General features: G+C 65.9%; 25 protein-coding genes and 1 riboswitch. Of the genes, 3 read left to right on the plus strand and 22 right to left on the minus strand.

Annotated elements, in window-relative coordinates; translation table 11 throughout:
- The 4 genes from cobG to AC0IPL_RS06640 form a co-directional block, all read right to left on the minus strand.
- Nucleotides 1–1,173 carry a precorrin-3B synthase gene (gene cobG / locus AC0IPL_RS06625; RefSeq protein ID WP_474272975.1) on the minus strand — a complete coding sequence of 391 codons (1,173 nt, stop codon included), beginning with the start codon at nt 1,171–1,173 and terminating at the stop codon, nt 1–3.
- Nucleotides 1,170–4,415: a cobaltochelatase subunit CobN gene (gene cobN, locus AC0IPL_RS06630; protein ID WP_474272977.1), complete on the minus strand. Its 3,246-nt coding sequence runs from the start codon at nt 4,413–4,415 to the stop codon at nt 1,170–1,172. Before cobN ends, cobG begins: the two co-directional genes overlap by 4 nt.
- 154 nt (nt 4,416–4,569) lie before the next feature.
- Nucleotides 4,570–5,604, minus strand: coding sequence for a cobalamin biosynthesis protein CobW (gene cobW / locus AC0IPL_RS06635; RefSeq protein ID WP_474272979.1), 1,035 nt, complete (start codon nt 5,602–5,604; stop codon nt 4,570–4,572).
- A gap of 3 nt (nt 5,605–5,607) precedes the next feature.
- Entirely contained in the window at nt 5,608–6,015 is a 408-nt protein-coding gene (locus AC0IPL_RS06640) for a DUF1636 family protein (protein ID WP_474272981.1), read from the minus strand.
- Nucleotides 6,016–6,112: 97 nt separating this feature from the next.
- Nucleotides 6,113–6,321: riboswitch (cobalamin riboswitch) on the minus strand.
- A 50-nt stretch (nt 6,322–6,371) separates the two neighbouring features.
- Here AC0IPL_RS06640 and cobO point away from each other — a divergent pair.
- Nucleotides 6,372–7,007 carry a cob(I)yrinic acid a,c-diamide adenosyltransferase gene (cobO, locus tag AC0IPL_RS06645; RefSeq protein ID WP_474272983.1) on the plus strand — a complete coding sequence of 212 codons (636 nt, stop codon included), beginning with the start codon at nt 6,372–6,374 and terminating at the stop codon, nt 7,005–7,007.
- A gap of 67 nt (nt 7,008–7,074) precedes the next feature.
- On the opposite strand, the gene glpD is transcribed toward cobO, so the two are convergent.
- The 12 genes from glpD to AC0IPL_RS06705 all read right to left on the minus strand — a co-directional run bounded on the left by glpD (nt 7,075) and on the right by AC0IPL_RS06705 (nt 17,173).
- Nucleotides 7,075–8,652 carry a glycerol-3-phosphate dehydrogenase gene (gene glpD, locus AC0IPL_RS06650; protein ID WP_474272985.1) on the minus strand — a complete coding sequence of 526 codons (1,578 nt, stop codon included), beginning with the start codon at nt 8,650–8,652 and terminating at the stop codon, nt 7,075–7,077.
- Nucleotides 8,645–9,430, minus strand: coding sequence for a DeoR/GlpR family DNA-binding transcription regulator (locus tag AC0IPL_RS06655; RefSeq protein WP_474272987.1), 786 nt, complete (start codon nt 9,428–9,430; stop codon nt 8,645–8,647). Before AC0IPL_RS06655 ends, glpD begins: the two co-directional genes overlap by 8 nt.
- A gap of 140 nt (nt 9,431–9,570) precedes the next feature.
- Complete coding sequence (locus AC0IPL_RS06660) at nt 9,571–10,650, minus strand: DUF1513 domain-containing protein (protein WP_474272989.1); 1,080 nt, start codon at nt 10,648–10,650, stop codon at nt 9,571–9,573.
- A complete protein-coding gene (locus tag AC0IPL_RS06665; RefSeq protein ID WP_474272991.1) occupies nt 10,650–11,663 on the minus strand; it encodes an imelysin family protein in 1,014 nt (337 codons plus the stop codon). The genes AC0IPL_RS06660 and AC0IPL_RS06665 overlap by 1 nt, the downstream gene beginning before the upstream one ends.
- The gene (locus AC0IPL_RS06670; RefSeq protein WP_474272992.1) at nt 11,663–13,225 is read right to left on the minus strand and encodes a di-heme oxidoreductase family protein; all 1,563 of its coding nucleotides are present in this window, start codon (nt 13,223–13,225) and stop codon (nt 11,663–11,665) included. The genes AC0IPL_RS06665 and AC0IPL_RS06670 overlap by 1 nt, the downstream gene beginning before the upstream one ends.
- The gene (gene bfr, locus AC0IPL_RS06675) at nt 13,182–13,670 is read right to left on the minus strand and encodes a bacterioferritin (protein WP_474272994.1); all 489 of its coding nucleotides are present in this window, start codon (nt 13,668–13,670) and stop codon (nt 13,182–13,184) included. Before bfr ends, AC0IPL_RS06670 begins: the two co-directional genes overlap by 44 nt.
- The gene (locus AC0IPL_RS06680; RefSeq protein WP_474272996.1) at nt 13,618–13,911 is read right to left on the minus strand and encodes a (2Fe-2S)-binding protein; all 294 of its coding nucleotides are present in this window, start codon (nt 13,909–13,911) and stop codon (nt 13,618–13,620) included. The genes bfr and AC0IPL_RS06680 overlap by 53 nt, the downstream gene beginning before the upstream one ends.
- A 164-nt stretch (nt 13,912–14,075) precedes the next feature.
- A complete protein-coding gene (locus AC0IPL_RS06685) occupies nt 14,076–15,344 on the minus strand; it encodes an imelysin family protein (RefSeq protein ID WP_474272998.1) in 1,269 nt (422 codons plus the stop codon).
- 27 nt (nt 15,345–15,371) lie between these two features.
- Complete coding sequence (locus AC0IPL_RS06690; RefSeq protein WP_474273000.1) at nt 15,372–15,860, minus strand: hypothetical protein; 489 nt, start codon at nt 15,858–15,860, stop codon at nt 15,372–15,374.
- 10 nt (nt 15,861–15,870) lie between these two features.
- A complete protein-coding gene (gene hemP, locus AC0IPL_RS06695) occupies nt 15,871–16,041 on the minus strand; it encodes a hemin uptake protein HemP (RefSeq protein WP_008554566.1) in 171 nt (56 codons plus the stop codon).
- On the minus strand, nt 16,038–16,205 hold the full coding sequence (locus AC0IPL_RS06700; protein WP_474273002.1) for a hypothetical protein: 168 nt from the start codon (nt 16,203–16,205) through the stop codon (nt 16,038–16,040). The genes hemP and AC0IPL_RS06700 overlap by 4 nt, the downstream gene beginning before the upstream one ends.
- 143 nt (nt 16,206–16,348) lie before the next feature.
- Nucleotides 16,349–17,173 (minus strand): LysR family transcriptional regulator, encoded by an 825-nt coding sequence (locus tag AC0IPL_RS06705; RefSeq protein ID WP_474273003.1) that lies wholly within the window; start codon nt 17,171–17,173, stop codon nt 16,349–16,351.
- A 94-nt stretch (nt 17,174–17,267) separates the two neighbouring features.
- On the opposite strand from AC0IPL_RS06705, the gene AC0IPL_RS06710 reads away from it, so the two are divergent.
- On the plus strand, nt 17,268–18,164 hold the full coding sequence (locus AC0IPL_RS06710) for an MBL fold metallo-hydrolase (RefSeq protein WP_474273006.1): 897 nt from the start codon (nt 17,268–17,270) through the stop codon (nt 18,162–18,164).
- Between the two features lie 68 nt (nt 18,165–18,232).
- Here the strand turns inward: AC0IPL_RS06710 and metG are convergent, their stop codons facing one another.
- The 5 genes from metG to AC0IPL_RS06735 form a co-directional block, all read right to left on the minus strand.
- The gene (gene metG / locus AC0IPL_RS06715; protein ID WP_474273008.1) at nt 18,233–19,951 is read right to left on the minus strand and encodes a methionine--tRNA ligase; all 1,719 of its coding nucleotides are present in this window, start codon (nt 19,949–19,951) and stop codon (nt 18,233–18,235) included.
- 104 nt (nt 19,952–20,055) lie between these two features.
- The gene (locus tag AC0IPL_RS06720) at nt 20,056–21,279 is read right to left on the minus strand and encodes an MFS transporter (RefSeq protein ID WP_474273009.1); all 1,224 of its coding nucleotides are present in this window, start codon (nt 21,277–21,279) and stop codon (nt 20,056–20,058) included.
- 96 nt (nt 21,280–21,375) lie between these two features.
- Nucleotides 21,376–21,990, minus strand: coding sequence for a YceI family protein (locus AC0IPL_RS06725; protein ID WP_474273010.1), 615 nt, complete (start codon nt 21,988–21,990; stop codon nt 21,376–21,378).
- Between the two features lie 285 nt (nt 21,991–22,275).
- Nucleotides 22,276–23,157 (minus strand): hypothetical protein, encoded by an 882-nt coding sequence (locus tag AC0IPL_RS06730; protein ID WP_474273012.1) that lies wholly within the window; start codon nt 23,155–23,157, stop codon nt 22,276–22,278.
- A 57-nt stretch (nt 23,158–23,214) separates the two neighbouring features.
- A complete protein-coding gene (locus tag AC0IPL_RS06735; protein ID WP_474273014.1) occupies nt 23,215–23,616 on the minus strand; it encodes a rhodanese-like domain-containing protein in 402 nt (133 codons plus the stop codon).
- A 122-nt stretch (nt 23,617–23,738) separates the two neighbouring features.
- Here AC0IPL_RS06735 and AC0IPL_RS06740 point away from each other — a divergent pair, with 122 nt between their 5' ends.
- Entirely contained in the window at nt 23,739–24,782 is a 1,044-nt protein-coding gene (locus AC0IPL_RS06740) for an aldo/keto reductase (protein ID WP_474273017.1), read from the plus strand.
- 257 nt (nt 24,783–25,039) lie between these two features.
- On the opposite strand, the gene AC0IPL_RS06745 is transcribed toward AC0IPL_RS06740, so the two are convergent.
- On the minus strand, nt 25,040–26,029 hold the full coding sequence (locus AC0IPL_RS06745; protein WP_474273018.1) for a GlxA family transcriptional regulator: 990 nt from the start codon (nt 26,027–26,029) through the stop codon (nt 25,040–25,042).
- Between the last annotated feature and the right edge of the window lie 85 nt (nt 26,030–26,114).

Genomic DNA, 26,114 nt, shown 5'->3' on the forward strand with positions numbered 1-26,114 from the left:
TCAGCTGCCCTCTGTCAGAAGTTCGGGAGCGGCGCGCAAGGTCGCAGCGCTCAGGTGAGTCTTTACCGGTTGATCGGCAGCGGTGCCATGGCGGATCAGAGAGAAATCGTCGGGGCCGGATGCGGTCAGCGTCAGCGGGGCCGGGCTGGGGCAGGCGCAGCCCTTGGCGCAGCCGGACACATGCAGCCGAGTGTCGGGCGGCAGGTGCGGCGCCAGATCGCGGGCCAGGTCGCGGGTTGTCGACAGCGCCTGCAGGCAGCCGGGTGCGCCGGTGCAGGCGACGACTTGCAGGCGCGGATCGGTGGCGTCCAGGATCAGGCCGGGCAGGGCGGGCAGCACCTGCGGTGCTTCCACCAGCAGCATCCGCCACGGCGTCAGGCGAAGCGCGCCGTGGTCTGCCAGCGCAGCCAGGGTTGCGGCGGGCAACTGCCCGAATTCCAGCGCCACCAGCACGCCGGCCGGTGTTCGGTCCGGAGCGGCGACAAATGAATGCTGGAGCGCGGCCGCCTCTTGCGCTGGCGGTGGCCCGCGGCGCGCGACGAGACGGTGCATCCTGCCGCGCCCGTCGTGCGCGCCGCCCCGTTCCAGAAACCAGCGCGCCAGGCCAAGGGCTTCGGAGACAGCCGTGCCACGTGTGACTGGCTTGCCGACCGTGGCCCCATCGGCGCGCAGGATCAGCCCGGCGGGGCCGCGCTCAATACGGATGTCGGCCGCGCAGTCCTGAAGAACGGGGCTGGCCCCGCAGTCGACGGCAAAGCCGAACTTGCCCGGCAGGGGCAGATCCGTGGCCGCCGTCAACGCCGCGCTGAGGGTCGTTGCAATGACCTGGGTGTCGTCGCCCGGCGTCCAGAATGGCGTCAGCATGATATTGCGGCGTGCCTCGGCGGAGGCGTCAGGGTCGAGCAGGCCAAGCTCGCGCAGACCGCAAACCAGCGCTGGGTGGCCGTCCTCGCGGATGCCGCGCAGTTGCAGGTTGGCGCGGGCTGACAGATCCAGCACCCCGTTGCCGAAATCCTGCGACAGTTGTGCCACGCCGCGGGCCTGCTCGGGCGACAACCGCCCCAGCGGCGCGCGCAGCCGCACCACCAAGCCGTCACCCGACATCATCGGTCGCAGCGCGCCGGGGCACCAGCCATAGACCTTGGGGCCGACAGGGGCGTGCGGGCCGCTCATGCAGCGCCCTCCAGCGCGGCCATGATTGAATTGCGCCGCGTGCTCCAGAGACCCGCATCATACAGCGCGCGGAAGCGGTCGCGCATGGCCTGCAGCGCAGCCGGGTTCTCGCGCTCCATGAAGGCCACCAGATCGTCGCGGCCCAGCGTTGCCTCGAAATAGAGGTCGAACAGATGCGGCTGCACCACCTGCGCCAGATGCGCAAAGGCGGCCATGTGGTCCAGCGTCGCGGCGATTTCCGCCGCCCCGCGAAAGCCGTGTTGCATCATCGCGCTGGCCCAGTCCGGGTTGGCGGCGCGGGCGCGGGTGACGCGGGCGATCTCCTCGCCCAGAGACCGGGCCTTTGGCTGGTCGGGCCGGGTGGCGTCCATGTGATACAGCGCTGGCGCCGGTTGGCCGACCCGGGCCATGGCAGCGGCAAAGCCCGCTTCATGCGCGGCATAGTCCGATGCCACCAGCAGGTCGGTTTCCGGCAGATCCTGCAAATGGACAAAGCTGTCGGCGCTTTGCAGCCGGGCCTCCAACGCATCCCGGGCGTCGTGGATCGCGCCCTTGGCGTCGATCGCATGGGAGGACGCATTGAGCCAGGCCTCGCCCGCGGCTTGTCGGGCAGCGTCGGTGTAGTCGTCCAGATGCGGGTTCATCGACAAGCCGTACTGGCCAGGCTTGGGGCCGAAGACACGCGGCGTCTGTTTCACATAAGGGTTGTCGGACGGGTCTCCCTCGCGCGTGGCCAGCGCGGCGGCGGCGGTTTCGAACAGCTGAGCCAACCCTGGAAACACATCGCGGAACAGGCCGGACACTCGCAGGGTAACGTCGATGCGCGGACGGTTCAGCATCGCCAGCGGCAGCACCTCTATCCCTGACACGCGCTCGGAGTTTTCGTCCCATTTGGGCGCCAGCCCGGCCAGATGCAGGGCCATGGCAAATTCTTCACCAGCAGTGCGCATGGTGGCAGAGCCCCAGAGGTCGATCACCAGCCCACGCGGCCAGTCGCCGTGGTCCTGAAGATGGCGGCGCAGCAACTCTTCCGCCAGTTTGACCCCCTGGGCATGCGCCGCCCGCGACGGCACCGCCCGCGGGTCGGTGGTAAACAGGTTGCGCCCGGTGGGCAGAACATCCCCCCGGCCGCGGAACGGCGAGCCGGACGGGCCGGGTGCCACAAGTCTCCCGTTCAGCGCGGCGATCAGCCCTGCGTGCTCGTCCGGCCCGCATTGACCGCTGCCAAAGATATGCAGCCCCTCGCCGTATTGGCTTTCCTTGATGTCACAGACAAAGGCGTCAATCCGGGTGATCGCCTCAGCCGGGGATGTGTCGGGGGTGAGACCCAGATCCGCTTCCACGCCGGTGCCCTGGGCCTCTGAGCGGATGCTGCCGATCAGCCTGTCGCGGCGCGCCGGGTCCAGACCATCTGCGGTGGAATATTCATCCAGCAGGCTTTCGAGCCGGGCCATGCCCTCGGGCAGAGTTGTCTGCGCCAGCGGCGGCGGCAGGTGGCCAAGGGTAACCGCCCCGATGCGGCGCTTGGCCTGGGCGGCCTCGCCGGGATCGTTGACAATGAACGGATAGACAACCGGCAGCGGGCCTGTCAGCACCTCGGGCCAGCAGCGCTGCGACAGCGCCACCGCCTTGCCCGGCAGCCATTCCAGCGTGCCATGCGCGCCGATGTGGACCAGCGCGTCCGCCTGGCTGCGCAGCCACAGGTAAAACGCCACATAGGCGTGGCGCGGGGTGCGGTCGAGATCGTGATAGTCATCGACGCGGGTCTTGACCTCGCCGCGTTCGGGTTGCAGGGCGATCAGCGCCTGTCCCGCCTGCAAAGCCTTGAAGTGAAAGGCGCCATCGCGGCAATCCGGGTCATCCTCGGGCGCGCCCCAGGCTGCGGCCAAAGCCTCCTGCAGGTCTGATGGCAATGTGGCGAGGGCGGTTTTGTAGTCGGCGAGCGGAACGCTGCGTGTCTCCTGCATCAGCCGCAGGCCAGAGTTGTCCTGCGGTTCCACAGTATAGCCCTGGTCCCACAGCGCGCGCAGGATTTCGTCACAGGAGGCCAGTGCATCCAGCCCGACCGCATGGGCAAGATTGTGATCGCGCCCCGGGTAGGTCGACAGCACCAGCGCCAGCCGTTTGTCCGCATTGGGCAGGCTGGCCAGCCGCAGCCAGCCCTCGACCCGGTCAACGGCGGCCTTGATCTGGGCTGCGTCGGCGCGGTGGGCAAAGCGGGAGTATTGCAGATCCGGGTCCTTGCGCCCGGGAGATTTGAAGCTGACGACACCGGCAAAGATGCGGCCGTCGACCTCTGGCAGCACCACGTGCATCGCGAGGTCGGCCGGGGACAGGCCGCGGTCGGCCTCGGCCCAATCCTTGCGGCGGGCGGTGGACAGCGCCACCTGAAACACCGGGCAGCCGGTTGTCGACAGCGGCGAGGCGCTGCCGTCGGACCCTTGGGCCGAGAAAGCGGTGGCGTTGATGATCGCTGCCGGGGACAGTCCCGGCAGCGCCTCCCGCAGCCAGTCCGCGGCCGCCGGGGACTTGAGGCTGGCGGCAAAAATGCCATAGGCAGCATGACCGCGGGCGCGCAGTTCCCCGATAAGGGCATCGACCGGTGCGGTGTCGGCGGCTGTGAGGTAGGAGCGATAAAAGCTGACCAGCACCAATGGCTTGTCCTGTGGCGGCAGATCCGCGAGCACGCCCCTGTCCGGGTCATAGAAGCCATATTCGGGCATGGATTTCAGACCCAGCACCGGTCCCGCATAAAGCCCCGCCGCCAGTGACAGCTGCGCCAGTGCGGCTTGCGCCGCCACCGCGCCGCCCGCATCGCACAGAGCTTGCAGGCGGCGCAGGGTGGAGACAGGCAGGGTGGACAGCTCATCCAGTCGCGCATCCTCGCGCCCGTCAGCGGGCAGCACCGCGAGCGCGATTCCCTTGCGCCGGGCCAGATCCTGAAGCGTGGCCAGCCCGTAGGGCCAGTAGCTTTCGCCCCCGATCAGCCGCACCAGGATGCCCTTGACGCCCTCCAGCGTCTGTTCGGCGTAGACATCCACCGACAGCGGGTGTTTCAGCGCCACCAGGTTGGCGAGGCGCAGGGAGGGCAGCTTGCCCTCCGCGCGGTGCCAGCCTGCCGCGAAGGCACCGAGATCACTGTCAGAAAAAGACAGCACCACAAGGTCGCCGGGTGTCTGGCCCAGATCCTGCGGGGTGTCGGTCTGGTCGAGGCCATGGCTTTCGCGGAAGACGACATGCATGGGTCAGGCCTTTCGCAACGGGTGCAGACAGGTGCGGAGGGCAGGTCCCGGCCGCGCGTGGGGGGACAGCCCCCGCCCGAGGGAGCGGCCGGGGGCTGTGCGGTCCAGGGACCGGACAGGACAAAAGCTATCTTCGCCCCGAACCCGCATCAGCTCAGGCCCCCAGCTCGGCGCGGATTGCCGTCGCGTCGATGTTGTCGTGCTCGGCGATGACCACCAGCTGGGTCTTGCGCGGCTGCGCGCCCCAGGGTTGGTCATATTGCGCACGCAGACGCTCGCCCACGGCCTGAACCAGCATCCGCATCGGTTTTCCTTCCACCGCGACATAGCCTTTGACGCGCAGGATGTTGCGCTCGCGGGCCAGTTTCACGATGGCATCTTGCAGCGCTTCCGGATCGGAGACTTCGCCCATTTCGACCACAATGCTTTCGAAATCGTCATGCTCGTGGTCGTGATGGCCGTCGTGATGGCTGGGACGCGACTCCAGATCGTCCTCGGCGGCGGCGTTCAGGCCCAGGATGATGCGCGGATCGATCACGCCTTCGCTCATCGGCAGGATCGGCAGCTTGCGCGGGGCCTCGGCTTCGATCACGGCGCGGGCTTTCTCGATGCCCGCGTCGCCGGCCAGGTCAGCTTTGGACAGCAGCACGATGTCCGCGCAGGAGATCTGATCCTCGAACACCTCCGACAGCGGGGTTTCGTGGTCCAGGCTGTCGTCGGCCTCGCGCTGGGCGGCAACCGCGTCCAGATCGGGGGCAAACTGGCCCTTGGCCACCGCTTCGGCATCGGCGAGGGCAATTACCCCGTCGACGGTAATGCGCGAGCGGATCGCGGGCCAGTCAAACGCCTTGAGCAGCGGCTTGGGCAGGGCCAGACCGGAGGTTTCGATCAGGATGTGCTCCGGCGTTTCCGGCAGGGCCATCAGCTGTTCGATGGTGGGGATGAAATCATCCGCCACGGTGCAGCAGATGCAGCCGTTTGCCAGCTCCATGATGTTGTTTTCAGGGCAGTTTTCATCGGCGCAGGATTTCAGAATGTTGCCGTCCACGCCAGCGGTGCCGAATTCGTTGACCAGAACCGCCAGCCGCTTGCCTTGCGGGTTCTGCATCAGGTGACGGATCAGCGTGGTTTTTCCCGCGCCCAGAAAGCCGGTGATGACAGTGACGGGGATCTTGTTGAGATCGCTCATGAATTACTCCTCAGAAGGGAAGGCGGCCGGCGGGATGCGGGCAACAGATTGTTTGCGAAAGACGGTGGGGCGCTCGCGCCAGGGCACCAGCCCGTCGGCGCTGGCCGCATAGGCGGCGGTGCCGGTCAGGATCTCGGACACATGCAGGTCAGGGTCCATGTCGCCATAGACATAACTCCAGCGCTCCGCGCCACCGGTCAGCACCACCGCGCAGCTGCGCGAGCAGGCCGACAAGCATTTGACCCCACGCAGGGTGACGCCCTCGGGCAAGCCCGCCTGTTTCAGCGCGTCATGCAGCAAGGTGCCGGGGCGGGTGGCCTCGGGGTCGGCGCCCTCGTTGCGGCAGGTCAGGCACACGGTCAGGGTGACCGGGTCTTTCGGGGCGGCGGCGGGCGCCTGTTCATCAGCCAAAGGCACGTCTCCTGTCATGGCAGGCATGCGGGATAGCCGAAAAGGGGCGGTCACCATGCCTGCCCCTCACCCGGTCGCGGAACACCCCGCCCGCCCGTTGATCTCTCACGCGCTGGCAGGTCTCCCGGCTTGCGGATGCCAGGGCGGCGGCCCTGTCGGCCATCCTGCCTTCCCGGGGGTGTCCCAGTGGCATGGCGGCCTCATCCGGTCACGGTCGCGGGGGCGGCTGTGCTTATGGCCCTTGGTGGCCGTTGTCACATTCCCTCTTCGCCTGCGATTGCAGGAACCAGCGAAACCCCCTTGCGCTATCGCGCCCTTCTTTGTCAAGACTTGCACCAAACAGCTGGAGAGCCCCCATGAGCGAAAAACCCGAAACCGGCATTTCAGAAGAAGATGCCGCCCGCCACGCCTCCAAGATGGCCAAGAAGAAGGCCGCGCGCGACCGGATGATGAAGACCAAAGACGGCGAGAAGGGGCTGATCATTGTCCACACCGGACCGGGCAAGGGTAAATCTTCCTCCGGGTTTGGCATGATCATGCGCTGCATCGCCCACAAGATGCCCTGTGCGGTGGTCCAGTTCATCAAGGGGGCCTGGCAGACCGGCGAGCGCACGCTGATCGAGGAGAATTTCAGCGATCTCTGCCAGTTCTATGCGATGGGCGAGGGCTTCACCTGGGAGACCCAAGACAAGGCGCGCGACATCGCCGCCGCGCAAAAGGGCTGGGAGAAGGCCAAGGAGATGATCCTGGATGAGCGCAACACCATGGTGCTGCTGGATGAGATCAACATCGCGCTGCGCTATGAGTATCTGGATCTGGAGGAGGTGCTGGAGTTCCTGGTGGCGCACAAGCCGCCGATGACCCATGTGGTGCTGACGGGGCGTAACGCCAAGGAAGAGCTGATCGAGATCGCGGATCTGGTGACCGAAATGGGCCAGATCAAGCACCCCTTCCGCGCCGGGGTGAAGGCGCAGAAAGGCGTTGAGTTTTAACGCCGAGGGCAGCGCCCTCCCGTAGCGAGGGGCGGGTGCTGCCCGGCTTATCGGCCGGGCAAGTTTGTCACGCCGCAGGCTGTGCAGTTTTTTCCTGGATGTAGGCATCCACTGCCTTGCGCTGGGCGTCATCCAGCCGCAGCCCCAGTTTGGTGCGCCGCCAGAGATAATCGTCGCCTGCGCGCACCCATTCGCGGGTGACGGCCCAGTCCAGTTCCCGGGCCGTGATGGTCGCACCGAAATTCTGGCCCAGATTCTCGGCCGTTTTGGCGTCGCCCAGAACCTCCCAGGCCTCTGTGCCGTAGGCGCGGATCATCCGCCCCGCCCAATAGGGCGTGAGGAAGGGGTAGTCCGCGGCCAGTTTTGTGGTCAGTTTCTCCACGTCATCCACCGCGAAATCGCCGCCGGGCAGGGCCACGCCAGCGGTCCAGTCCGCGGAGAGCTGCGGGAAGGCCTCGCCGATTTTGGCCAGCGCCGCCTCGGCCAGTTTGCGGTAGGTGGTGATCTTGCCGCCAAAGACATTCAGCAGCGGTGCCTGCGCCTTATCCAGCGTCAGCACGTATTCGCGCGTCGCCGCGGTGGCAGAACTGGCGCCGTCATCATAAAGCGGACGCACCCCGGAGTAGGTCCAGACGATGTCATCGCGCGTTACCGGTTTTTCGAAGTATTCCGATGCGAAATCAACCAGATACTGTTGCTCCTCGGGCGTGCACTCGGGGGCGCTGTCCGGGTTGGGGTGGTCCGCATCGGTGGTGCCGATCAAGGTGAAATCTTGCTCATACGGAATGGCGAAGATGATCCGCCCGTCTGCACCCTGGAAGAAATAGCAGCGGCCGTGGTCGAACAGTTTCGGAACCACGATATGGCTGCCGCGCACCAGGCGCACGTTTTCACGGCTGTTCTGGCCCAGCTTCTGATGCAGCACATCGGCCACCCAAGGCCCGCCGGCGTTGACCAGCATCTTGGCGCGATGCTCCTGCTCTTGCCCGCTGGCGTGATCGCGGGTGCGGATCAGCCAGTGATCGGCGTGGCGTTCGGCTGACAGCACTTCGGTGCGGGTCAGGATCCGCGCGCCGCGTTCCTGCGCATCGCGGGCGTTCAGCACCACCAGCCGGGCGTCCTCAACCCAGCAATCAGAATACTCAAAAGCGGTTTTGAACTTGTCTTTCAGAACCTTGCCGGCCTCATCTCGGGTCAAGTCCAGCTTGGCGGTGCCAGGCAGGATGCCGCGTTTGCCCAAGGAGTCGTACAGGAACAGTCCCAGCCGGATCAGCCAGGCCGGGCGGCGGCCCTTCATCCAGGGCATCACCGTGGTCAGCAGTTTCGACGTCGGCGTTTCGCTGTCAAACCGCATGTCCTTGTGAAACGGCAACACAAAGCGCATCGGCCAGGAGATATGCGGCATCGCCTTGAGCAGCACCTCGCGCTCGATCAGCGCCTCGCGGACCAGGCGGAATTCGAAATACTCCAGATAGCGCAAGCCGCCGTGAAACAGCTTGGTCGAGGCAGAGGAGGTGGCCCAGCCGAGATCCTTCATCTCAGCCAGGGTCACCGACAATCCGCGTCCGGCGGCGTCGCGGGCAATGCCGCAGCCGTTGATGCCGCCGCCGATGATGAACAGGTCTGTTACAGGGGTGTCAGTCATTTTCGCTGCTTTCGTTTTGTCCGGCGGTGAGGATGCGGGTGCCTGCCGCCTGCGCGGCCTCGGCAAATTCCGCGGGAGCGGGGCGGTCGGTGATGACCACATCCAGATCGGTCAGATCGCAAATGCGCACCGGGGCGGAGCGGGTGAACTTGCTGCCATCGCAGACCAGCACCCGTTGGCGGGCGTTCTTCAGGATCGCGCGGGCCACGGAAACCTCGCGCGGATCGTGGTCCATCACTGCGCCGTCGGCGTCCAGCGCCGAGGCGCCGATGATTGCAAAATCTACCTTGTAGCGGGCGATGAAGGCCACCGCGTCCTCGCCCACGATGGCGCCGTCGCTTTGCCGGACGGTGCCGCCAGCCAGGATCAGCTCCTTCGCCTGTCCACCCATCATCATGTTGATGATGTTGATGTTGTTGGACAGAACGGTCAGTCCTCGGTGGCCTGACAGCGCGCGGGCGACCTGCTCGGTGGAGGTGCCGATGTTGAGGCTGATGGAACAGTTGTCGGGGATCAGCTCCGCCGCAGTCAGCGCCATCGCCTGCTTGCCGCCGGCGTTCAGGCGGCGGCGGTCGGCGTAGTCCTGGCTTGCGGCAGAGCTGATGCGCACCGCGCCGCCATGCACCCGCGACAGCGCCCCGCGCGCCGACAGGTCACGAAGGTCCGCCCGTACCGTCTGCAAGGACACGCCAAAGCGCTGCGACAGGTCTTCAACCTCGACGCGGTCCTGCTGGTTCAGCAAGGCGATAATTTCGTTTTGACGGCTGGAGGCGTCCATTTGCTTTCCTTTCGCGGCTATTCAGTAGCGGATCACGCGCGAAGAGTCACGGGCTGATTTCGTTTTGTCGTGGCGCGACGGTAAAACGAAAAGATGCGCCCGGGTGGGGCGCACCTGTGGTTGCGTTGCGAAAGCGGAGGTCAGTCCAGCGGGATTAGATGGTTGTCCCAAGCCAGATCCGCCTGTTGAAGCGGCTTGCTGCCGATGCCGGTGAGACGCAGGAGACGACCGCCACCGGTGCTGGCGACAAAGCCGCCAGCACCGGTGGCAATGCCGCAAACATCCGCCATCCGCTCCTCGCGCAGAAAATCGCCGCTGTCACAATCCATCAGTTGCACCACGCCGCCGCGTGGCGAGGTGACGGCCACCTGCGTCCCGTCCGGCGAAAACGCAATGGAGCCGCCATAGCCATGCAGGTTTATCACGCGTGGATCCCCATCACCCAGCAGCCGCGCCGGGGCGCCGGGACGGTGCAGCCCGACAATCGGCACCATCTCGCCCAGATCACCCTGCCACTGCATGGCAAAACCCACTGTGCCGTCCGCGCGCATCGCTAGATGGCGGATTGAGTTCAGATACAGATCCTGGGGCAGCTCCAGCTGATCTTGGACCGTGCCGTCAAACGTCAGATAGCTGAGGTTCGGGCGCATAACGGCCAGGTTCAGCTTGGCGCGGCCACTGTCCGGGTGGGTCTCAATCCCGCCGTTGGCCACGACCAGCCCCGGCACATCGCGGCGCAGGGTGATGTCATGCGGTCCAACCCCGCCAGAGGCAAAGGCCGTCAGGCGGCGGTAGCGGGCGGCGGCATCCCAGACCCCAATCATGCCGCGGGCGGCGTCGTAGTCGTTTTCGCTGGTGAACAGCAGGCGACCATCTGGCGAGAACGTGCCATGGCCGTAGAAATGATGCCCGGCGGGTGGCTCCAGCCGGGCGATCGCGGTGCCGCTGCGGCAGTCGAGGACGTCGGCAAAACGCCCCGGACGGCGCGCAAAGGCAACGGCCTCGGGGCGGTTTGGATGCGCCGCGGCGGCGTGACCGCGACCGGGCAACGGGTGGCGGAACAGGATGTCGCCGCTGGCGGACAGCCCAGCCAGCAGGAAGTTGCCCTGCCGATCGCGCCCGGCCGACAGGAAGGCCGGGCTGCCGACGCTGGCCCAGCTGGCCTGTGGTGCCAGTCCAGCGGCCAAAAGCCCGGTCAGAAATCCACGGCGCGAGGGCATCAGTCACCATCCAGCGCGTTAAAGCCCGCAGCAACCCCCAGCGCCGGCCCCAGTCGGGCGGCAATCAGCGCGCGCAGATCGGCGACCTCCTGTCGCAGCGCCTCGATGCGGATGCGGCTTGCGGGGTCCGCCACCCCGGCAAAGATCGGATCCTCCAGCGATCCTGCCCGGCTGCGGACCTTGGCGAAGCCGCGCTTCAGATCATCCGTCAACGCCGGGTCGGTGGCCGTGTCCGCCCCGGCCAGGGCGAGGGCCAGCGGCTCCAATGCGTCCAGCGAGACCAGCAGATGGTGCAGGCTGCGACCGGAGCGGCGCGCTTCGGCGCGCAGTGGACGGGGGCGGTCGAATGTGCCCAACGGGCGCCCGAGACGCAGATCCTCCATCACCTGAAGGCCGGTGTTCAACGCCTTGAACAGCTCTTGGGTGATCTCCTCGTCGCTTTGATAGCGGTCGCGGGGGCTGCGCATTTCGGCGGCGTAGGTTTGTTGCCAGTCGCTCAGAATCGCCTGGGTGGTCGCGGCGATGTCGGTGCCGATCGCGCGGGTCAGGGTGCAGTGGTAATCCGGATCGCCCGCAGCGGACAGCTCCGGGTCGTAGAGCAGATATTCCAGCGCATAAAAACCGCGCGCCGCAATGGAATAGCTGGCAAAGCGCGCCGGGTCGGCGATGCCGGGGTCTTCCTCCCGCATCAGCTTGGCCAGCGCCTTGGGGGTCTTGCTTCGGCTGTCCGGCCAGAAGGCGAGGGCAAAGGCGCGGCTGTCGGTTTCGGTCGGGCCAAAGCGGTAATGGCTGGCCGCGATCCAGGCATCAAACGCCGCGCCGTAGGCCGCGCGCAGTGTCGGGGACTGCGGGTTGCAGTCCTGTGCGGCTGTTTGCGCCAATGCTGCGGCGTCGGTTGCAAGCTGCTGGAAGGCGGGCAGGATTTGCCGATCGGTGATCCGCGCCGTCAGATCCGAAGCGGCGACAGGGACGGCCAGCAGGGCCAGGGTCAGGACAAGGGCAGGGGATCGCATCAAAGACTCTCCAGAAATGAAATCAACGCGGCGCGGTCGGCGGGCGGTAAGTCCACCACCGTGTTGCGGGCCGCTTCCGCCTCGCCGCCGTGCCACAGGATGGCTTCCAGCAGGGTGCGCGCGCGGCCGTCGTGCAGATAGGTTGCGCGGGGGGAGACCTGCTGCGTCAGGCCAATGCCCCACAGGGGGGCGGTGCGCCATTCGCGCCCCGTTGCGCGGGCTTCGGGGCGGTGGTCGGCCAGACCTTCGCCCATGTCGTGCAGCAACAGGTCGGAGTAGGGCCAGATCAGTTGGAAGCTGTGTTCTTCCCGGTTGGTCAGCCGGTGGGTCACGAATTTGGGCACGTGGCAGCTGGCGCAGCCTGTTTCATAAAACACCTGCTTGCCGCGCAGCACCGTCGGATCGCCGCTGTTGCGCCGGGCGGGGACACCCAGATTGCGCGAATAAAAGGTGACCAGATCCATGTTGGGCTGGTCGATCTCGGTTTCACGGGAATCTCCGCCACCATGGGGCGCGGCCTGGCATTCGGCCTGCTGGGCGGTGCAGTCGCCTGCATGGGCGGGAAACAACGGGGTCGAGATGCCGACATCGCCGGAAAACGCAGCGGCGGATTGTTCATGCACCGTGGCCATCCCGGCCTTGAGCCCGAAACGGCCCAGCATGATCCGGCCAAATTCGCGGGACCAGACCAGGTTGGCGCGGCCCGAGATGCCGTCGCCATCGATGTCGTCCTCATCCGCGTGGGCCAGGATGTCGGCGGTCGGGATTGTCTCCAGCAGGCCCAGACCGATCATCGGCGGCGCCACCCGCGGCGACAGCATGGCGCCCTGTGCCAGAGGCCCGTATCCGAGGTTGGCGGCCGTGTAGGTCGGGCGGCGCAGCTGCGCGGTTTCGCCGCCGTTCAGCGCCACCTCGATGTCGTCGTATTCCACCTGCAGCCGGTATTCAGGCGGGACGCCTGGGGCAGAGAAATCCTGCAACTGATGACCGTATACGGGTTCCGGCGCGGTGCCGATGTAATCCTGCACCGCTTGCATCTGCGGCGGCACCGGGCCGGGAACCGAGACGCGCAGGAACATGGACGCGGAGGCGTAATCCGGCCCCTCCGGTACGTGGCCGCGGCCGTCCTTGAGGTGACAGCGCTGACAGGCGCGGGCGTTGTACAGCGGCCCCAAACCGTCAGAGGCCAGGGTGGAAGCGGGCGAGAAGACCCAGATCTTCTTGAACAGCCCGTTGCCAAGTTTAAACTCCAGTTCCTGTTCAAAGCTCAGGTTCGCGGAATGCTGCGAGAAGGCTTCGTCATCGCGGCGCGCGCGCACGGTCGCGGCGCCGGCGGGCAGATCCTCGAAGCGTTCGGGCTGGGAAAAATCACTGGTGGGTGCCACCACAGCATTGATGCGGGCGTGTTCGGCGGCGGTGCGGGGCAGGGGGGAGAGGTGCGGCTCCTCCTGGTACTGGCTGGCCAGATCCAGGGCCGCAAGGGGGCTGGCCGCCGCAAGCGCGGCAGCCAGTGTCAGCCTAGTCTTCGATCTCAGCCATCTTAGTCGCGTTGAGCTGGGCATAGTTTTCGGCACCGATCCGGTCATGCAGCTCAAGCTGCGTCTCCAGGAAGTCGATATGGCCTTCCTCATCGGCCATCAACTCCTCGAACAGTTTCATCGTGACATAGTCGCCCGCGTCGTTGCAGGCCTCGCGGGCCTCCTTGTAGAGCGCGCGAGCGTCGATTTCGGCGGCCAGGTCGCAATCCAGGGTTTCCTTGGGCGTCTGGCCGATCCGCAGCGGGTCCAGTTTTTGCAGGTTGGGATGGCCGCCCAGGAACAGGATTCGCTCGATCAGCTTGTCCGCGTGTTCCATTTCCTCGATGGATTCTTCGCGGCTCTTCTTGGCCATGCTGCCCAGCCCCCAGTCCTCCTGAAGCCGGTAATGCAGCCAGTACTGGCTGACGGCGGTCAGCTCATGGCGCAGCGCCTTGTTGAGATAATCGATGACCTTGGGGTCGCCCTGCATATTCGTTCTCCCGTTGTGGCGTGCCGCGCAAATTCGTCAGCTGCGCGGGCACTTCCAGCTTACTGCTGGTGCGCATGGTGTCGAGGAAAAGCGGCATGCAACCGCCGCAATCGGCGGTTTTACCCAACGCGTGATAGATCTTGCCAGGCGTGATCAGGGTCTGGGGATCGGCCTTTCGCATCCAGCTGATCGCGGCGCGAATGTCGTGGTCGGTGATATGGGTGCAGTGGCAAACGATCATGCTGCTGACCTTCTTCCGGGGCGGCGCAGGGCCTGAGGGTTCTGTCGCGCCCTATGTCTGATAGAATTACTCGGAATTCAAGCCAATTCAAAGTGAAACACTAAAGAATTGTCAGTGACACCTCCTGCCGGAGGCGGATGGCCGCCCGAGGGCGACCACCGGGTTCAGTTGAAGACCGCGGTGGGGTTGTCGAGGCTGTCAGAGCCTTCGATGGCGACATCGCCGAGGTCCAGCGCGGTCACCACGCGCTCGATCGAGCGGGTCTGGTCGATCAGCCCGTTGACGCCGCCCATCACCAGAGCTTCGCCAGCGGCATTGCCCTGAGCCAGCATCTGGTCATAGGACAGCCCGGCCTCGGCGGCGGTCTTGATGCGCCCCAGTGCCTGCATGGTGTTGGCCAGCTTGCCGCGCATTTCAGCGTCCAGATCCGCGTCCTTTTCGGCCACCAGATCCGACAGGGACGGACCCGAGACCAGCTCGCCGGTCACGCGGACGTATTCGCCCAGATAGATGTTCTGCACGCCCAGCCCGTCATAGTAGTGGCTGTTGTGGGTGTTGTCGGAAAAGCAATCATGCTCTTCCTCGGGGTCGTTCAGCATCAGGCCCAGACGCATACGCTCCCCCGCGGTCTCGCCGTAGGACAGCGAGCCCATGCCCGTCAGCATCGCGGTGATGCCTGCGTTTTCATCCGCCAGCAGGGTGGAGCGGGCTTCGCCGTCCTCGTCCCATTGCTGTGCCATCCAGTCCAGATCGGAGATCAGCAGATCGGTGGCGGCCTGCAAGTATGCGCCTCGGCGGTCGCAGTTGCCGTTGGTGCAGGCGTCGCCGGTCGCGTAGTCGGTCCAGGGGCGGTCACCCGCGCCGTGGTCGGTGCCGTTCAGGTCTTGGCCCCACAGCAGGAATTCAATGGCGTGATAGCCGGTGGCGACATTGGCCTCGACGCCGTCGGCCTCATGCAGGGCGGTTTCCAGCAGCTTGGGCGTGATCTCGCTGGCGTCGATGGACTTGCCTGAAAGTTCGAACTGCGGGTTGGCGATCACGTTCAGCGTGGCGAGCGTGTTTTCCTCGGTCGGGCCACCATAGGACGCATCAACATAGTCGATCAGACCTTCGTCCAGCGGCCAGGCGTTCACCTTGCCCTCCCAGTCGTCGACGATGGCATTGCCAAAGCGGAACACCTCAGACTGCTGATAGGGCACGCGCGCGGCCAGCCAGGCGGCACGGGCGGCTTGCAGGTTCTCAGCCGACGGGTCCGCCACCAGGGCATCCACGGCGGCCTTCAGCGCCTGTGCCGTGGTCAGGCTGTCCTGATACTTGGCTTCGGCAATATCAGCGTAATTGGCCAGCACCGCAGCCTTGTCGGCGGCAAATGCGGCAGTGGTGCCAAAGGCCAGACCGGCAAGGGCAGTGCCCGCGAGAAACAGGGTTTTCATCAGCTAAGTCCTTGGTTGCTGTAGGGATCAATGAAGAGTGGCAGTGACGGGGCGACTGGCCCGCACGGACGGTGTCGCGCCCATGATCTGTTGCAGGAAGGTGCCGCAATCGTCGGCCAGCTGTGTCAGTTCCTGCACCTTGCGGGGCTGAACGATCAGCGAGGCCAGAATCTGCGCGTCGTCCTGCTGGCCCGCGGCGGCGGCGGCGATGAGATTGGCAAAACAGTTTTCATCCGCGCCGAGACAGTTGCAGGCCATGCCGTGACGCACCAGTGGGCGGCGGCCGTGGGTGGCGCAGAAGTTGCACAGAGAACCGAAGGCCTGAAAGGCCGCCTCGGCCAGACCGGGGCCAAAGTTCACCTCGAAATCGCGACGCATCTGCGCCCGCGTCTCAGCGCCGGAAAACCAGTGCCGCAGATAGATCACCGCACCTGCTTCCAGCGGCGACAGCTCGGACAGGGTGCCGACGGTCACGCCGCCGCGCGACGGAGATGATTGGGTCTGTGCGGAGGTCATACAGGATGGCTCACTTGGTCAGGATCAGCTTGCCCGCGCGGGTGATGCGCAGCGAATAGATCTGTCCGTTCAGCAGGATGCGGGCCTGCACCCCGCCGCGGGTCAGGTCTTCGGCGTGGTAGGTCGGGAATACTTCGGTGGTTGCGGTGGTGGGCACCGGCTTGGATGCGATCTGGTTCATGACTTCCGCCCATTGCTGAATTCCGCCCGGTCCAGAAGCCATTCCAGACAAAAGCCGGACAACGTGCCGGAGACCGCAAAGACCTGCGGCCAGATCTGGCGCATGTCTTCGGCATCCGGGTCGGTCACAGTTGGGCCGCAGGGGCGGCGATCTCTGCTCGGCATTGGGCGATCTCGGTTGATTTTGCGTCGCTCGGGCTCGCCCGACACGAGTCAGGCTGGCTGGATGCCGTATTCCTGATTTATTTGATCGGGTATGTCAATCCGACTTTTTTAATAGGGAATAAAACTCTTGCTGTTCCCGGCATTTATGGGCCGACAGCGAGGGTGCTGGCATAGTCTTTGATCAGGAAATCCATCAGCAGCCGAACCCGGCGGGGCAGGTGGCGGCGGTCGTGATAGACCAGATACAGCGCCAGAGAGTCCGGCACCCCGATCGGCACTGGCCCAAGGTCTAGCCCGGCCTGCGCGCACATCGGCTCGGGGAGGCAGGCGCGGGCCAGGCCGCTCCGCACCAGCTCCAACGCCAATGCAAAGGACGTGCAGCGGGTCGTGCCAGGCAATTCGACGCGCGGCAGATGGCGCGCCAGCGGACCCAGCACCGGCAGGTCATTATCGGTCAGCCGTCCCGGCGGCGCGGCCAGCACCACCGGGGTGCGCGACAGCAGGCGGGCAATGGTGTCGTCGCCGCCCGGTCGGTTGCCGCGCAGCGCCAGGTCCACCTGATCCCGCACGAAATCAACCGGCTTGTCGTCAACGGAAATATCCAGCGACACCTGCGGATGCAGTTGCAGAAAGCGGCGGCACAGATCCGCCAGATGCGCCATTGGAAAAGCCACCGGAACCGACAGGCGCACGGTGCCGCTCAGCTGTCCTTTGGCGGCGACCCGGTCCTGTCCCGCGACAAGCTCCTCCAGCGCCTTGCGGCAACTGTCCAGATAGATCGCGCCTTCTTCGGTGAGGGCCACGTTGCGGGTGGTGCGCTCCAGCAGGCGCACGCCCAGACTGTCCTCCAGCGCCCTCACCCGCGTGGTCACCGTGGAGGGGGGCAGCCCCAGTCGACGCGCGGCCGCCGCAAAGCTGAGCTGCGTGGCGACTTCCACAAATGTCTCGATATGCTGTAGCTGGCTCATTGCGCGGTTTTTCCGTTTGAAGTGTTCCATATTGTGCGGATTTTGCCTTCAGCCTCTACCCCCTAGACCTTGGGCATTGCAAATGGAGAGGCCGATGAAAAAGCGTGATTTTCTGAAACTTGCCGGCGCCGGTATGGCGGCGGGGTTGGTACCAGCAACGGCGCGGGCGGGCATGGAGACGCCCCGCGTGCGCTGGCTGGGTAGTTCCATGCTTGAAATTGAGGCTGCGGGTCTGCGCATTCTGGCGGATCCCTGCCTGGGCGAAGGGCCGGAGGCCTTTCTGATGGGTGACCCGAATGAAATGTTCGACCTGGCAACAGGGCCGCGCGTGAAGCCCCATGCCCGGCTGACGCCGTTTCCGGGGCTTGGGCAGGATACCTATGATGTGGTGTTGCTCAGCCATGCCCATAAGGACCATTTTGACCAGAAGGCCCAGGACTGGCTGGATCGCAGCCTGCCGATGGTGGCGCCAGAACATGACGCGGCAGGTCTGAATGACAAGGGTTTTGCGGCCCAGCCCCTGGCGCATGGGGCCTCGCGACAGTTTATCGCGCCGCGGGGCCGGGTGACGCTGACTGCGGTGCCGGCCGTGCATTCGCTGAACCCCGACGTCTCTGCCATGCTGGGGCTGGGCAATGGCTACTTGATTGATGTGGCCAGCAACGGATACACCCACCGGATCTATTGGGGCGGCGACAGTTTCTATGCCGATCCCGTGGCGCAGGCCCTGGCTGGACAAAAGAGCGCGGATCTTTTCATCCCGCACATCGGCGCCGTCGGCGGAGCGGGGGCGCTGGGGCTGCTGACCATGGATGGTGTCCGCGCCGCAGACTTCGCCGACCGCATTGCCCCTGCCGCGGTGTTGCCGGTGCATCATTCCACATACGATTTCTACCGCGAAGGCCCGGAGGTGCTGCTGGCCGAACACCGCAGGCGGTCGCCCGGCTGGCAGCTGTTACTGCCAGAAGAAGGCGATACGATCACTCTGTAGCCAATAGAAAAAGGCCGCCCGGTGAGCGGCCTTTGCATGTCTGTTGGTTGGCTGGGCAGGCTGCCGGATCAGCTGCGGGTGCCTTTGAACCGCTCCTGCCACGCCTCGCGCTGCTCGTCAGTGATCTTGGCAAACAGCACCTCCGGCACGGTGAAGCCGTGGCCTGCGGGCAGCGCCGAGAGGGCGGCGGCCACATCGTCGGGCCAGCTGCGATCATCGCTGTTCAGCGCCGCCATCAGCGTCTCGGTGGCGTGCGGAATGAACGGGGCGGACAGCACTGCATACAGCCGGATCAGGTTCAGACCCAGACGCACCTGCGCGGCGGCGCGGTCGGGATCGGTCTTGAACACTGACCAGGGCGCGGCGGATTGCAGGTATTCATTGCCTGCCACCCAGATCGCACGCAGCTCCTGCGCTGATTTTCGCACCTCCATCGCCTCCATATGGCCCTCATAGGCGCGGATGCGGGTGGTCAGCTCTGCGATCAGTGCCTGTTCCTGCTCGCCGTACTCCCCGGCGGCGGGGACTTCCTCACCGAACTTGGAGCGGCAGAACTTGGTGATGCGGCTGACAAAATTGCCCAGAACATCCGCCAGATCCTTGTTGACCCACTGCTGGAAATTCTCCCAGGTGAACTCAGAATCGCTGCTTTCGGGCGCGTGGCTCAGCAGCCACCAGCGCCAGTAGTCAGCGGGCAGGATTTCCAGCGCCTGATCCATGAACACACCCCGACCCTGGCTGGTCGAAAACTGGCCGCCGTCATAGTTGAGGTAGTTGAAGGACTTCAGGTGATCGACCATCTTCCACGGCTCGCCCGAGCCCAGAATGGTCGCCGGGAAGCTCAGGGTGTGGAAGGGGACGTTGTCCTTGCCCATGAACTGAACATATTTGACGTCATCGGCGCCCTTGTCGGTGCGCCACCAGCGCTGCCAGTCGGCGTCCGCTTTGCCGTTGGCCTCGGCCCATTCGCCCGCCGCGGCGATATATTCGATCGGCGCGTCGAACCAGACATAGAAAACCTTGCCCTCCATGCCCGGCCAGTCGGCATCGCCTTTCTTGACCGGCACGCCCCAGTCCAGATCGCGGGTGATGCCGCGGTCCTGCAACCCGTCGCCGTCATGCAGCCACTTCTTGGCGATCGAGGTGGTCAGCACCGGCCAATCGGCCTTGCTGTCGATCCACTGGTCCAGCTGCTCGCGCATGGCGGATTGGCGCAGGAACAGATGCTTGGTTTCGCGCACCTCCAGATCGGTGGAGCCGGAAATTGCCGAGCGCGGGTTGATGAGATCGGTCGGGTCCAGCTGCTTGGTGCATTCCTCGCACTGGTCGCCGCGGGCCTTCTCGAAGCCGCAGTTGGGGCAGGTGCCTTCGATATAGCGGTCGGGCAGGAAGCGGCCGTCAGCGTTGGAATAAACCTGCTTTTCCGACACTTCGGTGATCAGACCGGCCTCTTCCAGCTTGCCCGCGAAATGCTGGGTCAGCGCGTGGTTCTGCGGGCTGGAGGAACGTCCGTAGTGGTCAAACGACAGGCCGAAGCTGTTGGCGATGCCGGTCTGCACCTCGTGCATCTCGGCGCAGTAGTCCGCCACCGGTTTGTCGGCCTTGGCGGCGGCCAGCTCCGCCGGGGTGCCGTGTTCGTCGGTGGCGCAGAGGAACAGCACCTCATGGCCGCGGCCGCGGTTGTAGCGGGCGTAAAGATCCGCGGGCAGCTGGCTGCCCACGAGGTTGCCCAGATGCTTGATCCCATTGATGTAGGGAAGCGCCGAAGTAATCAGAATGCGTGCCATGCCGTCCATCCAGGTAAAGTGTCAGGCGCCCGTCTAGCGCATGGCGGGCACCGCGAAAACCCCGGTGGTGGTTTTCCTTGCAAATAGGGGCGCGGCGGTGCCGGTCAGCGCCGCTGGCGCGCCCGCTTCAGCAGCCGTCCGATGGTGAAAGAGGTGCGCGGCGCATAGACATAGGGTGTGCGCTCCTCTGGCGTCGGGCGTACCTTCATGCGGCTGAGCCCGAACAGGATCAGCAACACATGACCGCAGGCCACATAGGCAAACAGCGCCGGCGGCCCATAGGCTCCGATCAATGCTGAGGAGACATATGGACTGGCAATCGCCCCCAGCGCGAAGAAGAACATCAGCGCCGCCGCCAGTTCGACCCGCTCGCTGGCGGTGGCGAAGTCATGCGCGTGGGCGGCTGAAACCGAGAAGATCGGGAAGGTGGTGAAGCCGAAAAACACCGCCGCCAGCATGACCCCGACGGTGCCGGTGTCGCTGGCGGCCATCGTCACGCCGCAGCTGACGATGGCGGCTGCCGACAGCCAGATCAGCACCCAGCGGCGGTCGTATTTGTCGGCCAGCCAGCCCATCGGATATTGCGCCAGTGCGCCGCCCAGCACAAACGCCGCCAGGAAGAAGGCGATCTGGCCAACCTCCAGACCAACCTCCTGGCCATAGACCGGCCCGACCATCCGAAAGGAGGCAGAGCTGAGCGCGGCCACGATCACCCCTGCCACCGCTAGCGGCGAGCAGCGCCAGGCCAGGCCGGGGCGCAGCCGCGGGGCGCTGGGGGTTTCGGGCTGGCTTGCCTTGGTCAGGGTCAGCGGGATCAGCGCCGCGCAGCACAGCACCGCCAGCAGGTTGTAAGACACATAATTGGCCGGCGGCAGCACCGCGATGATCAGCTGCGCTGCCAGCGAGGCACCCATGTCGACGATGCGGTAGGTGCCCATCGCGCGTCCGCGGGTCTCATTGGTGACCTTGGCGTTCAGCCAGGCCTCGATCACCGTATAAGCACCGGCCACGCACAGCCCGGAGGCGACCCGCATCAGCGCCCAGAGATAGGGGCTTTCGGTCAGCGTATGCCCTATGAGGCCGATCGCCCCCAGAGCGGTGCAGGCGGCGAAGGCGCGGGAGTGGCCGACGTTGCCCATCAGCCGCGGCGCCCACCAGCAGCCGATGAAGAAGCCGACAAAATGCGCCGATCCCAGCAGGCCGATCTGTTCCTTGGTGAAGTTCAGTGTCAGTCCGGAGATGGCATCCAGCGGTCCGACGCCGCCGGTGGAGAGCTGCAGCAGAATGACGGAAAGGAACAGGGCGGCAAAGGAGATGATTAGGCGCATAATGGCCCGACCATGACAGGCTGCGTCGGGAATGCCAGCCGGAATCCGCCATCTGGAGTCGCATTTCTGCTCTTTGTCAGTGGGGCGTGTGCAAGATCAGTCGATCCGGCGCAGACGGGCCAGAATGGTCAGCGAAACCGGGTCGGCGACCAGCTCGCGGTAGCCGTCGGCGCCAAAGGCGGCGCGGCTGATCTGGCCGCGCAGGGACACGTCCAGCCCTGCCAGTGTTGCCATGTTGCGCGGTGCGGAGCCGACAGGCGCCCGCAGGATTGCATGCAGCGTCAGCGGTCGGGTGGACTGCCGCAGGGTCAGATCGCCCAGGATTCGTGCTGTCATCTCAGTTGCGGTGCCGGGGCCGGGTTGGAAGTGCCGGGCGCGGTAGCGGATGTCAGGAAAGCGGACGCTGTTGAGAATGGCTGGCCCGCGCAGCGCCTCGGTTGCAGCGGCCAGCCCGGTGCTGGCGCCGGTGGCGTCAAGGCGGATGTCGACCTGGCTGCGACGCAGATCCGCAAGGTCGATTCGGATCCGGGCGTCACGGATTGGCATCCTTCCCCACTGCGGCAGGCCGGCGAGGAGAAAGGTGAATCGTACGTGGCTGGCCTGTGGCAGCAGCCGGTAGGTGTGCGGCGCCGCAAACAGCGCCTGCGGAAACAGAAAAGCGGCGCCTGAGGCGCGCATCAAGCTGCGGCGTCCGATCCGGCAAGAAACCATTCTGCTCTCCGTTCTGGCGTGTCGCGGCGCGGGGGTGGCGTGGGCTGGTGGGCGAGGGGGCCGGTTCCGGGTTCCATCACTGTAGCAGCCTGAATGCTGCGCCGCGGTCACATTTGCGCGGGCGGTCCTCCCGCCAGACAGCGACTTTTGGCAAAGCCGCCGTCTGTTGGACCCGGCACCGGGCTTTGCCCGGTGCCGGGTCCAATGCTGCGAGGTGGTGCTGGCGCAGCCAGCGGTGCGTCCAGCAGCGGGAGGGCTCTGTGCAACGCGCAGGCGCTTGGTGGCTCATGCCGGTTCTGGTTGCTGTGCGGACCCGCGGATCTGGCAGGGACCAGGTGCCGGGACGCCATTGCATTCTGTTTGTGGTGGGCCAAAGGGTGCCGTTGCACAGGGGCTGCGCAGCCCGGAGAGGCTGCTGGCAGCAGTCGCCATGGAGGGGGGATGCGGGATCAGCGGGGCGTTGCGGCCTGCCTGGATGATGTGCCACTGACGGGGCGGCAGGGTCCGGGCGCGCAGGCGCTGTAGGTGCCAGCAGCTGTGAAGACGGGACCGGGCACCGGTGGCCGGGTCTGCCGCGGCGGCCCCGGTCGGGGGGGCAGGCGGGGCGGCCTTTTGCGGTGTGGGGGGCCGTGGCTGGGGGGCGGGTGAAGGAGATGCAGCGGTGAGGTGATGGGCAGGCGCCAGGTGCCAGCGGCTTTCGATGCCTTGGGCACCGCCCTCACCGGGGCTGAGCAGCAGGCCCAGGGGGGCGGCGCCTGTACCGCCATCGCGGTGGCCACCGTTTTCGGCGGCCAGGTGCAGCCTGCGCACGGCGGTCATGCCGGGGAGCTCGTTCACCTCGGCCACTGCCAGTGCCACGGCGCCGCTGCGCAGGCTTTCCTCCATCACCCAAAGCTGGTCCTCGCTGCGGCTGGTCTGCACGAACAGCAGGCGGGCGGGGCTGGCAAGATCTGCCAAACCGTCGGGGTTCAGTTGGTGGCCGCCGTGGGGGGCGGGCAACCACAGCACGGCCCCCGGTGCCGCCGCGGCTGTCAGCCACAGCGCAAACCGGTGCCGGGCCGGGCCGCAGGCCTCGTGCAGGCGGCCGTGTTCAAGCGCGATTCCCGCCATCACAGGCAGGGCAGGACGAGGCTTGTGGCGGTGGCGGCTGAGCAGGTGATTAGGCATGAGGGCATCATAACATGTTCTTCTTTTGTTCTCAACTTGCCAGCTGCCATGCTCCTGTCAGCCGTCGCGCGGCACAACCGGGCCGTTCTGTTTGACCCACTCGCTGAAGCCGCCTGCCAGATGCAGCACCGGCGACAGGCCCATTTCCATCGCGGTGCGCGCGCTGAGGGCGGAGCGCCAGGCGCTGGCGCAGTAGAACACATAGGTCTTGTCCTGGTTGAAGACCGGCTTGTGATAGGGGCTGTCGGGGTCGATCCAGAACTCCAGCATGCCGCGCGGGCAGGAAAACGCGCCGGGGATCATGCCGCCGCGCTGCAACTCGCGGATATCGCGCAGATCGACAAAAACATAGGAGTCGTCGTGGTACTTCTGCTTGGCCTCCTCGACCGACAGGGTGGCGACCGTCTCATTGGCCTCGGCCAGCAACGTCTTGACGCCCTTGGTAATGGTTTGCGGCATCGGGATTCCTCCTGCTTGTTTGGCCTGCAGGCTGGCCGGTTTGTCGCAAGGGCGCAAGTGACTTGCACTTTTGCGGCATCGGCCTAAGGTCGCGCACAAATCCGGAACAGAGGACGCGAGATATGAAAATGAACCCGTTGGGACGTACCGGCATCATGGTGTCCGAGCTGTGCCTGGGCACCATGACCTTTGGCACCCAGACACCGGAGGCCGAAGCGCATGCGCAGATCGACATGGCGCTGGCCCAGGGCGTCAACTTTCTGGACACCGCCGAAATGTATCCGGTCAATCCGATCAGCGCTGACACCATCGGTGACAGCGAACGCATCATCGGCAACTGGAACGCGGCCAGCGGGCGACGGGCCGAATATATCCTGGCCACCAAGCATTCCGGCGAGGGGATGCAGCATGCCCGCGGCGGCGCGCCGATCTCGGCGGCGACCATCGCCCCCACCATCGAGGCCTCGCTGAAGCGGTTGAAGACCGACTACATCGACCTCTATCAGTTTCACTGGCCCAACCGGGGCAGCTACATGTTCCGCAAGAACTGGGACTATGACCCGTCGCATCAGGACCGGGCCGAAACGCTGGCCAATATGGAAGACTGCCTGCACGCGTTGCAGCAGGAGGTCGACCGCGGCACCATCCGCGCCTTTGGCCTGTCCAACGAGAGCGCCTGGGGCACCGCGCAATGGCTGCGCCTGTCGGAGGAAATGGGCTGGCCGCGGGTGGCCTCGATCCAGAACGAATATTCGCTGCTGTGCCGTCTCTATGACACCGATCTGGCGGAGCTGAGCGTGAACGAAGACGTGGGCCTGCTGGCGTTTTCGCCGCTGGCGACGGGCCTGCTGACCGGCAAGTACCAGGAGGGCGGGCTGCCCGAGGGGTCGCGCAAGACCATCAATACGGATCTGGGCGGGCGCGATACGCCGCGGGTCTATGCGGCGGTGGATGCCTATCTGGAGATCGCAGCGCGGCACGGGTTGGACCCGGTGCATATGGCGCTGGCCTGGTGTCGCACCCGGCCGTTCATGGCCTCGGCGATCTTTGGCGCCACCCGACTGTCGCAGCTGGAGCATGCGCTGAAATCGGTGGACCTGGAGCTGAGCCCGCAGGTGCTGGAAGACATCAGCGCCGCGCATCGCGCCCATCCGATGCCGTATTGAGGCAGGCGGGCCGGAGCGGCCGGAGGGGGAGGGGCGCTCCCGCCCGGTCGGCGGGCATTGACATGCCCTGGGCCGGTTGGGCCCGGCGCTGCTGGCGCAGCGCGAAGGGGGCGCTGAGAGGCGCTTCAGGGGCAGGTCTGCCCTGAAGCGCCTTTGCGAGTGTATTGAAGAGCTGCGCGTCAAGGGTGAACGGTGCTGCGCACCGCCGCTGCCGCGGCCCTTGACCCGCGGTCCCGCCGACAGGCCCACCGTGCAGCTCAGTGCGCGGTGGGGCGTTCCTGCTCCTGTTCCTGGCGCAGATCGCGGGCCGAGGTGCCATGGGCGGTGCGGAAGGCGCGGGCAAAACTCGACTGAGAGGCAAAGCCGGTGGCCATCGCCACCTCCATCAGCGGCAGGTTGGTGTCGGTGACGAGGCGGCGGGCCTCGGCCAGGCGCAGTTGCAGGTAATGGTCTTGCGGCGTGGTGTTCAGGCGCAGACGGAATTGCTGCTGAAGGCTGCGGGGGCTGGTGCCCAGCGTCTCGGCAATGGCGCTGAGCGGCAGAGGGTCGTCCAGTGCCGCCTCCATCAGCGCATTGGCGCGCGCGGTCAGGGCGCTGTGCTTGTGGCCGCCCAGACGGCTCTGCGGCCGCGGCTCGGCAGCGGGACCATCGTAAAGGAACAGACCGGCCACGCGCGATGCAAAACCCGCCCCGTGGCGCGCGCCGATGATGTGCAGCATCATCTCGATCGCGGGGGTGGCGCCGCCGGAGGTCATCCGTGCCTCGGAGACCGTGAAGCGGTCGGTGCGGGCCTCGACATCCGGAAAGCGGGCCGCAAAGTTCTCGAGGTCTTCCCAGTGGGTGGTGGCCGGGTGGCCGTCCAGCAGACCCGCTTCGGCCAAGAGCCAGGGGCCGCCGTCGATACCGGCAACCGTGGCGCCGGTAGCGGCGATGCGGCGCAGCCCCGCCAGAAGGCTGGGCGTTGCGTGGCGCGCCAGCTGAAAGCCCGCCACCACGATCAAAAGCTCGCAGTCCTGCAGCCGCGCCAGCGGAACCGAGGGCACGGTCAGCCCGCTGGTCAGCATCGGCGGTTCGTTGGTCGCGCTGATGTAATCCCAGTCAAAGGCGGCCCGGCCCGCCAGCCGGTTGGCCGCGCGCATCGGATCGACCGCAGCCGCAAAGGACAGCGTGTTGCATTCGTCCAGCACCAGAACCGCGGTTTTCAGCGGCCTGTGCTCCGGTTGCAGGATGTTTTTTGCGGATTTCATCAACTTCGATTCGCCTGGTGTAAACTGTGCTGCACGAGGCTGCGGCACAGTGGCTCTCAGCGCAAATCGGAATCTGGGGAGGAGC

It is taken from the genome of Leisingera sp. SA32, assembly GCF_056033425.1.

What these genes read in the sequence shown, in the direction of transcription:
- cobG (WP_474272975.1), bottom strand. Translation starts at nt 1,173, where the DNA reads ATGAGCGGCCCGCACGCCCCTGTCGGCCCCAAGGTCTATGGCTGGTGC.
- cobN (WP_474272977.1), bottom strand. Translation starts at nt 4,415, where the DNA reads ATGCATGTCGTCTTCCGCGAAAGCCATGGCCTCGACCAGACCGACACC.
- cobW (WP_474272979.1), bottom strand. Translation starts at nt 5,604, where the DNA reads ATGAGCGATCTCAACAAGATCCCCGTCACTGTCATCACCGGCTTTCTG.
- cobO (WP_474272983.1), top strand. Translation starts at nt 6,372, where the DNA reads ATGAGCGAAAAACCCGAAACCGGCATTTCAGAAGAAGATGCCGCCCGC.
- glpD (WP_474272985.1), bottom strand. Translation starts at nt 8,652, where the DNA reads ATGACTGACACCCCTGTAACAGACCTGTTCATCATCGGCGGCGGCATC.
- AC0IPL_RS06655 (WP_474272987.1), bottom strand. Translation starts at nt 9,430, where the DNA reads ATGGACGCCTCCAGCCGTCAAAACGAAATTATCGCCTTGCTGAACCAG.
- AC0IPL_RS06660 (WP_474272989.1), bottom strand. Translation starts at nt 10,650, where the DNA reads ATGCCCTCGCGCCGTGGATTTCTGACCGGGCTTTTGGCCGCTGGACTG.
- AC0IPL_RS06665 (WP_474272991.1), bottom strand. Translation starts at nt 11,663, where the DNA reads ATGCGATCCCCTGCCCTTGTCCTGACCCTGGCCCTGCTGGCCGTCCCT.
- AC0IPL_RS06670 (WP_474272992.1), bottom strand. Translation starts at nt 13,225, where the DNA reads ATGCCCAGCTCAACGCGACTAAGATGGCTGAGATCGAAGACTAGGCTG.
- bfr (WP_474272994.1), bottom strand. Translation starts at nt 13,670, where the DNA reads ATGCAGGGCGACCCCAAGGTCATCGATTATCTCAACAAGGCGCTGCGC.
- AC0IPL_RS06680 (WP_474272996.1), bottom strand. Translation starts at nt 13,911, where the DNA reads ATGATCGTTTGCCACTGCACCCATATCACCGACCACGACATTCGCGCC.
- AC0IPL_RS06685 (WP_474272998.1), bottom strand. Translation starts at nt 15,344, where the DNA reads ATGAAAACCCTGTTTCTCGCGGGCACTGCCCTTGCCGGTCTGGCCTTT.
- AC0IPL_RS06690 (WP_474273000.1), bottom strand. Translation starts at nt 15,860, where the DNA reads ATGACCTCCGCACAGACCCAATCATCTCCGTCGCGCGGCGGCGTGACC.
- hemP (WP_008554566.1), bottom strand. Translation starts at nt 16,041, where the DNA reads ATGAACCAGATCGCATCCAAGCCGGTGCCCACCACCGCAACCACCGAA.
- AC0IPL_RS06700 (WP_474273002.1), bottom strand. Translation starts at nt 16,205, where the DNA reads ATGCCGAGCAGAGATCGCCGCCCCTGCGGCCCAACTGTGACCGACCCG.
- AC0IPL_RS06705 (WP_474273003.1), bottom strand. Translation starts at nt 17,173, where the DNA reads ATGAGCCAGCTACAGCATATCGAGACATTTGTGGAAGTCGCCACGCAG.
- AC0IPL_RS06710 (WP_474273006.1), top strand. Translation starts at nt 17,268, where the DNA reads ATGAAAAAGCGTGATTTTCTGAAACTTGCCGGCGCCGGTATGGCGGCG.
- metG (WP_474273008.1), bottom strand. Translation starts at nt 19,951, where the DNA reads ATGGCACGCATTCTGATTACTTCGGCGCTTCCCTACATCAATGGGATC.
- AC0IPL_RS06720 (WP_474273009.1), bottom strand. Translation starts at nt 21,279, where the DNA reads ATGCGCCTAATCATCTCCTTTGCCGCCCTGTTCCTTTCCGTCATTCTG.
- AC0IPL_RS06725 (WP_474273010.1), bottom strand. Translation starts at nt 21,990, where the DNA reads ATGGTTTCTTGCCGGATCGGACGCCGCAGCTTGATGCGCGCCTCAGGC.
- AC0IPL_RS06730 (WP_474273012.1), bottom strand. Translation starts at nt 23,157, where the DNA reads ATGCCTAATCACCTGCTCAGCCGCCACCGCCACAAGCCTCGTCCTGCC.
- AC0IPL_RS06735 (WP_474273014.1), bottom strand. Translation starts at nt 23,616, where the DNA reads ATGCCGCAAACCATTACCAAGGGCGTCAAGACGTTGCTGGCCGAGGCC.
- AC0IPL_RS06740 (WP_474273017.1), top strand. Translation starts at nt 23,739, where the DNA reads ATGAAAATGAACCCGTTGGGACGTACCGGCATCATGGTGTCCGAGCTG.
- AC0IPL_RS06745 (WP_474273018.1), bottom strand. Translation starts at nt 26,029, where the DNA reads ATGAAATCCGCAAAAAACATCCTGCAACCGGAGCACAGGCCGCTGAAA.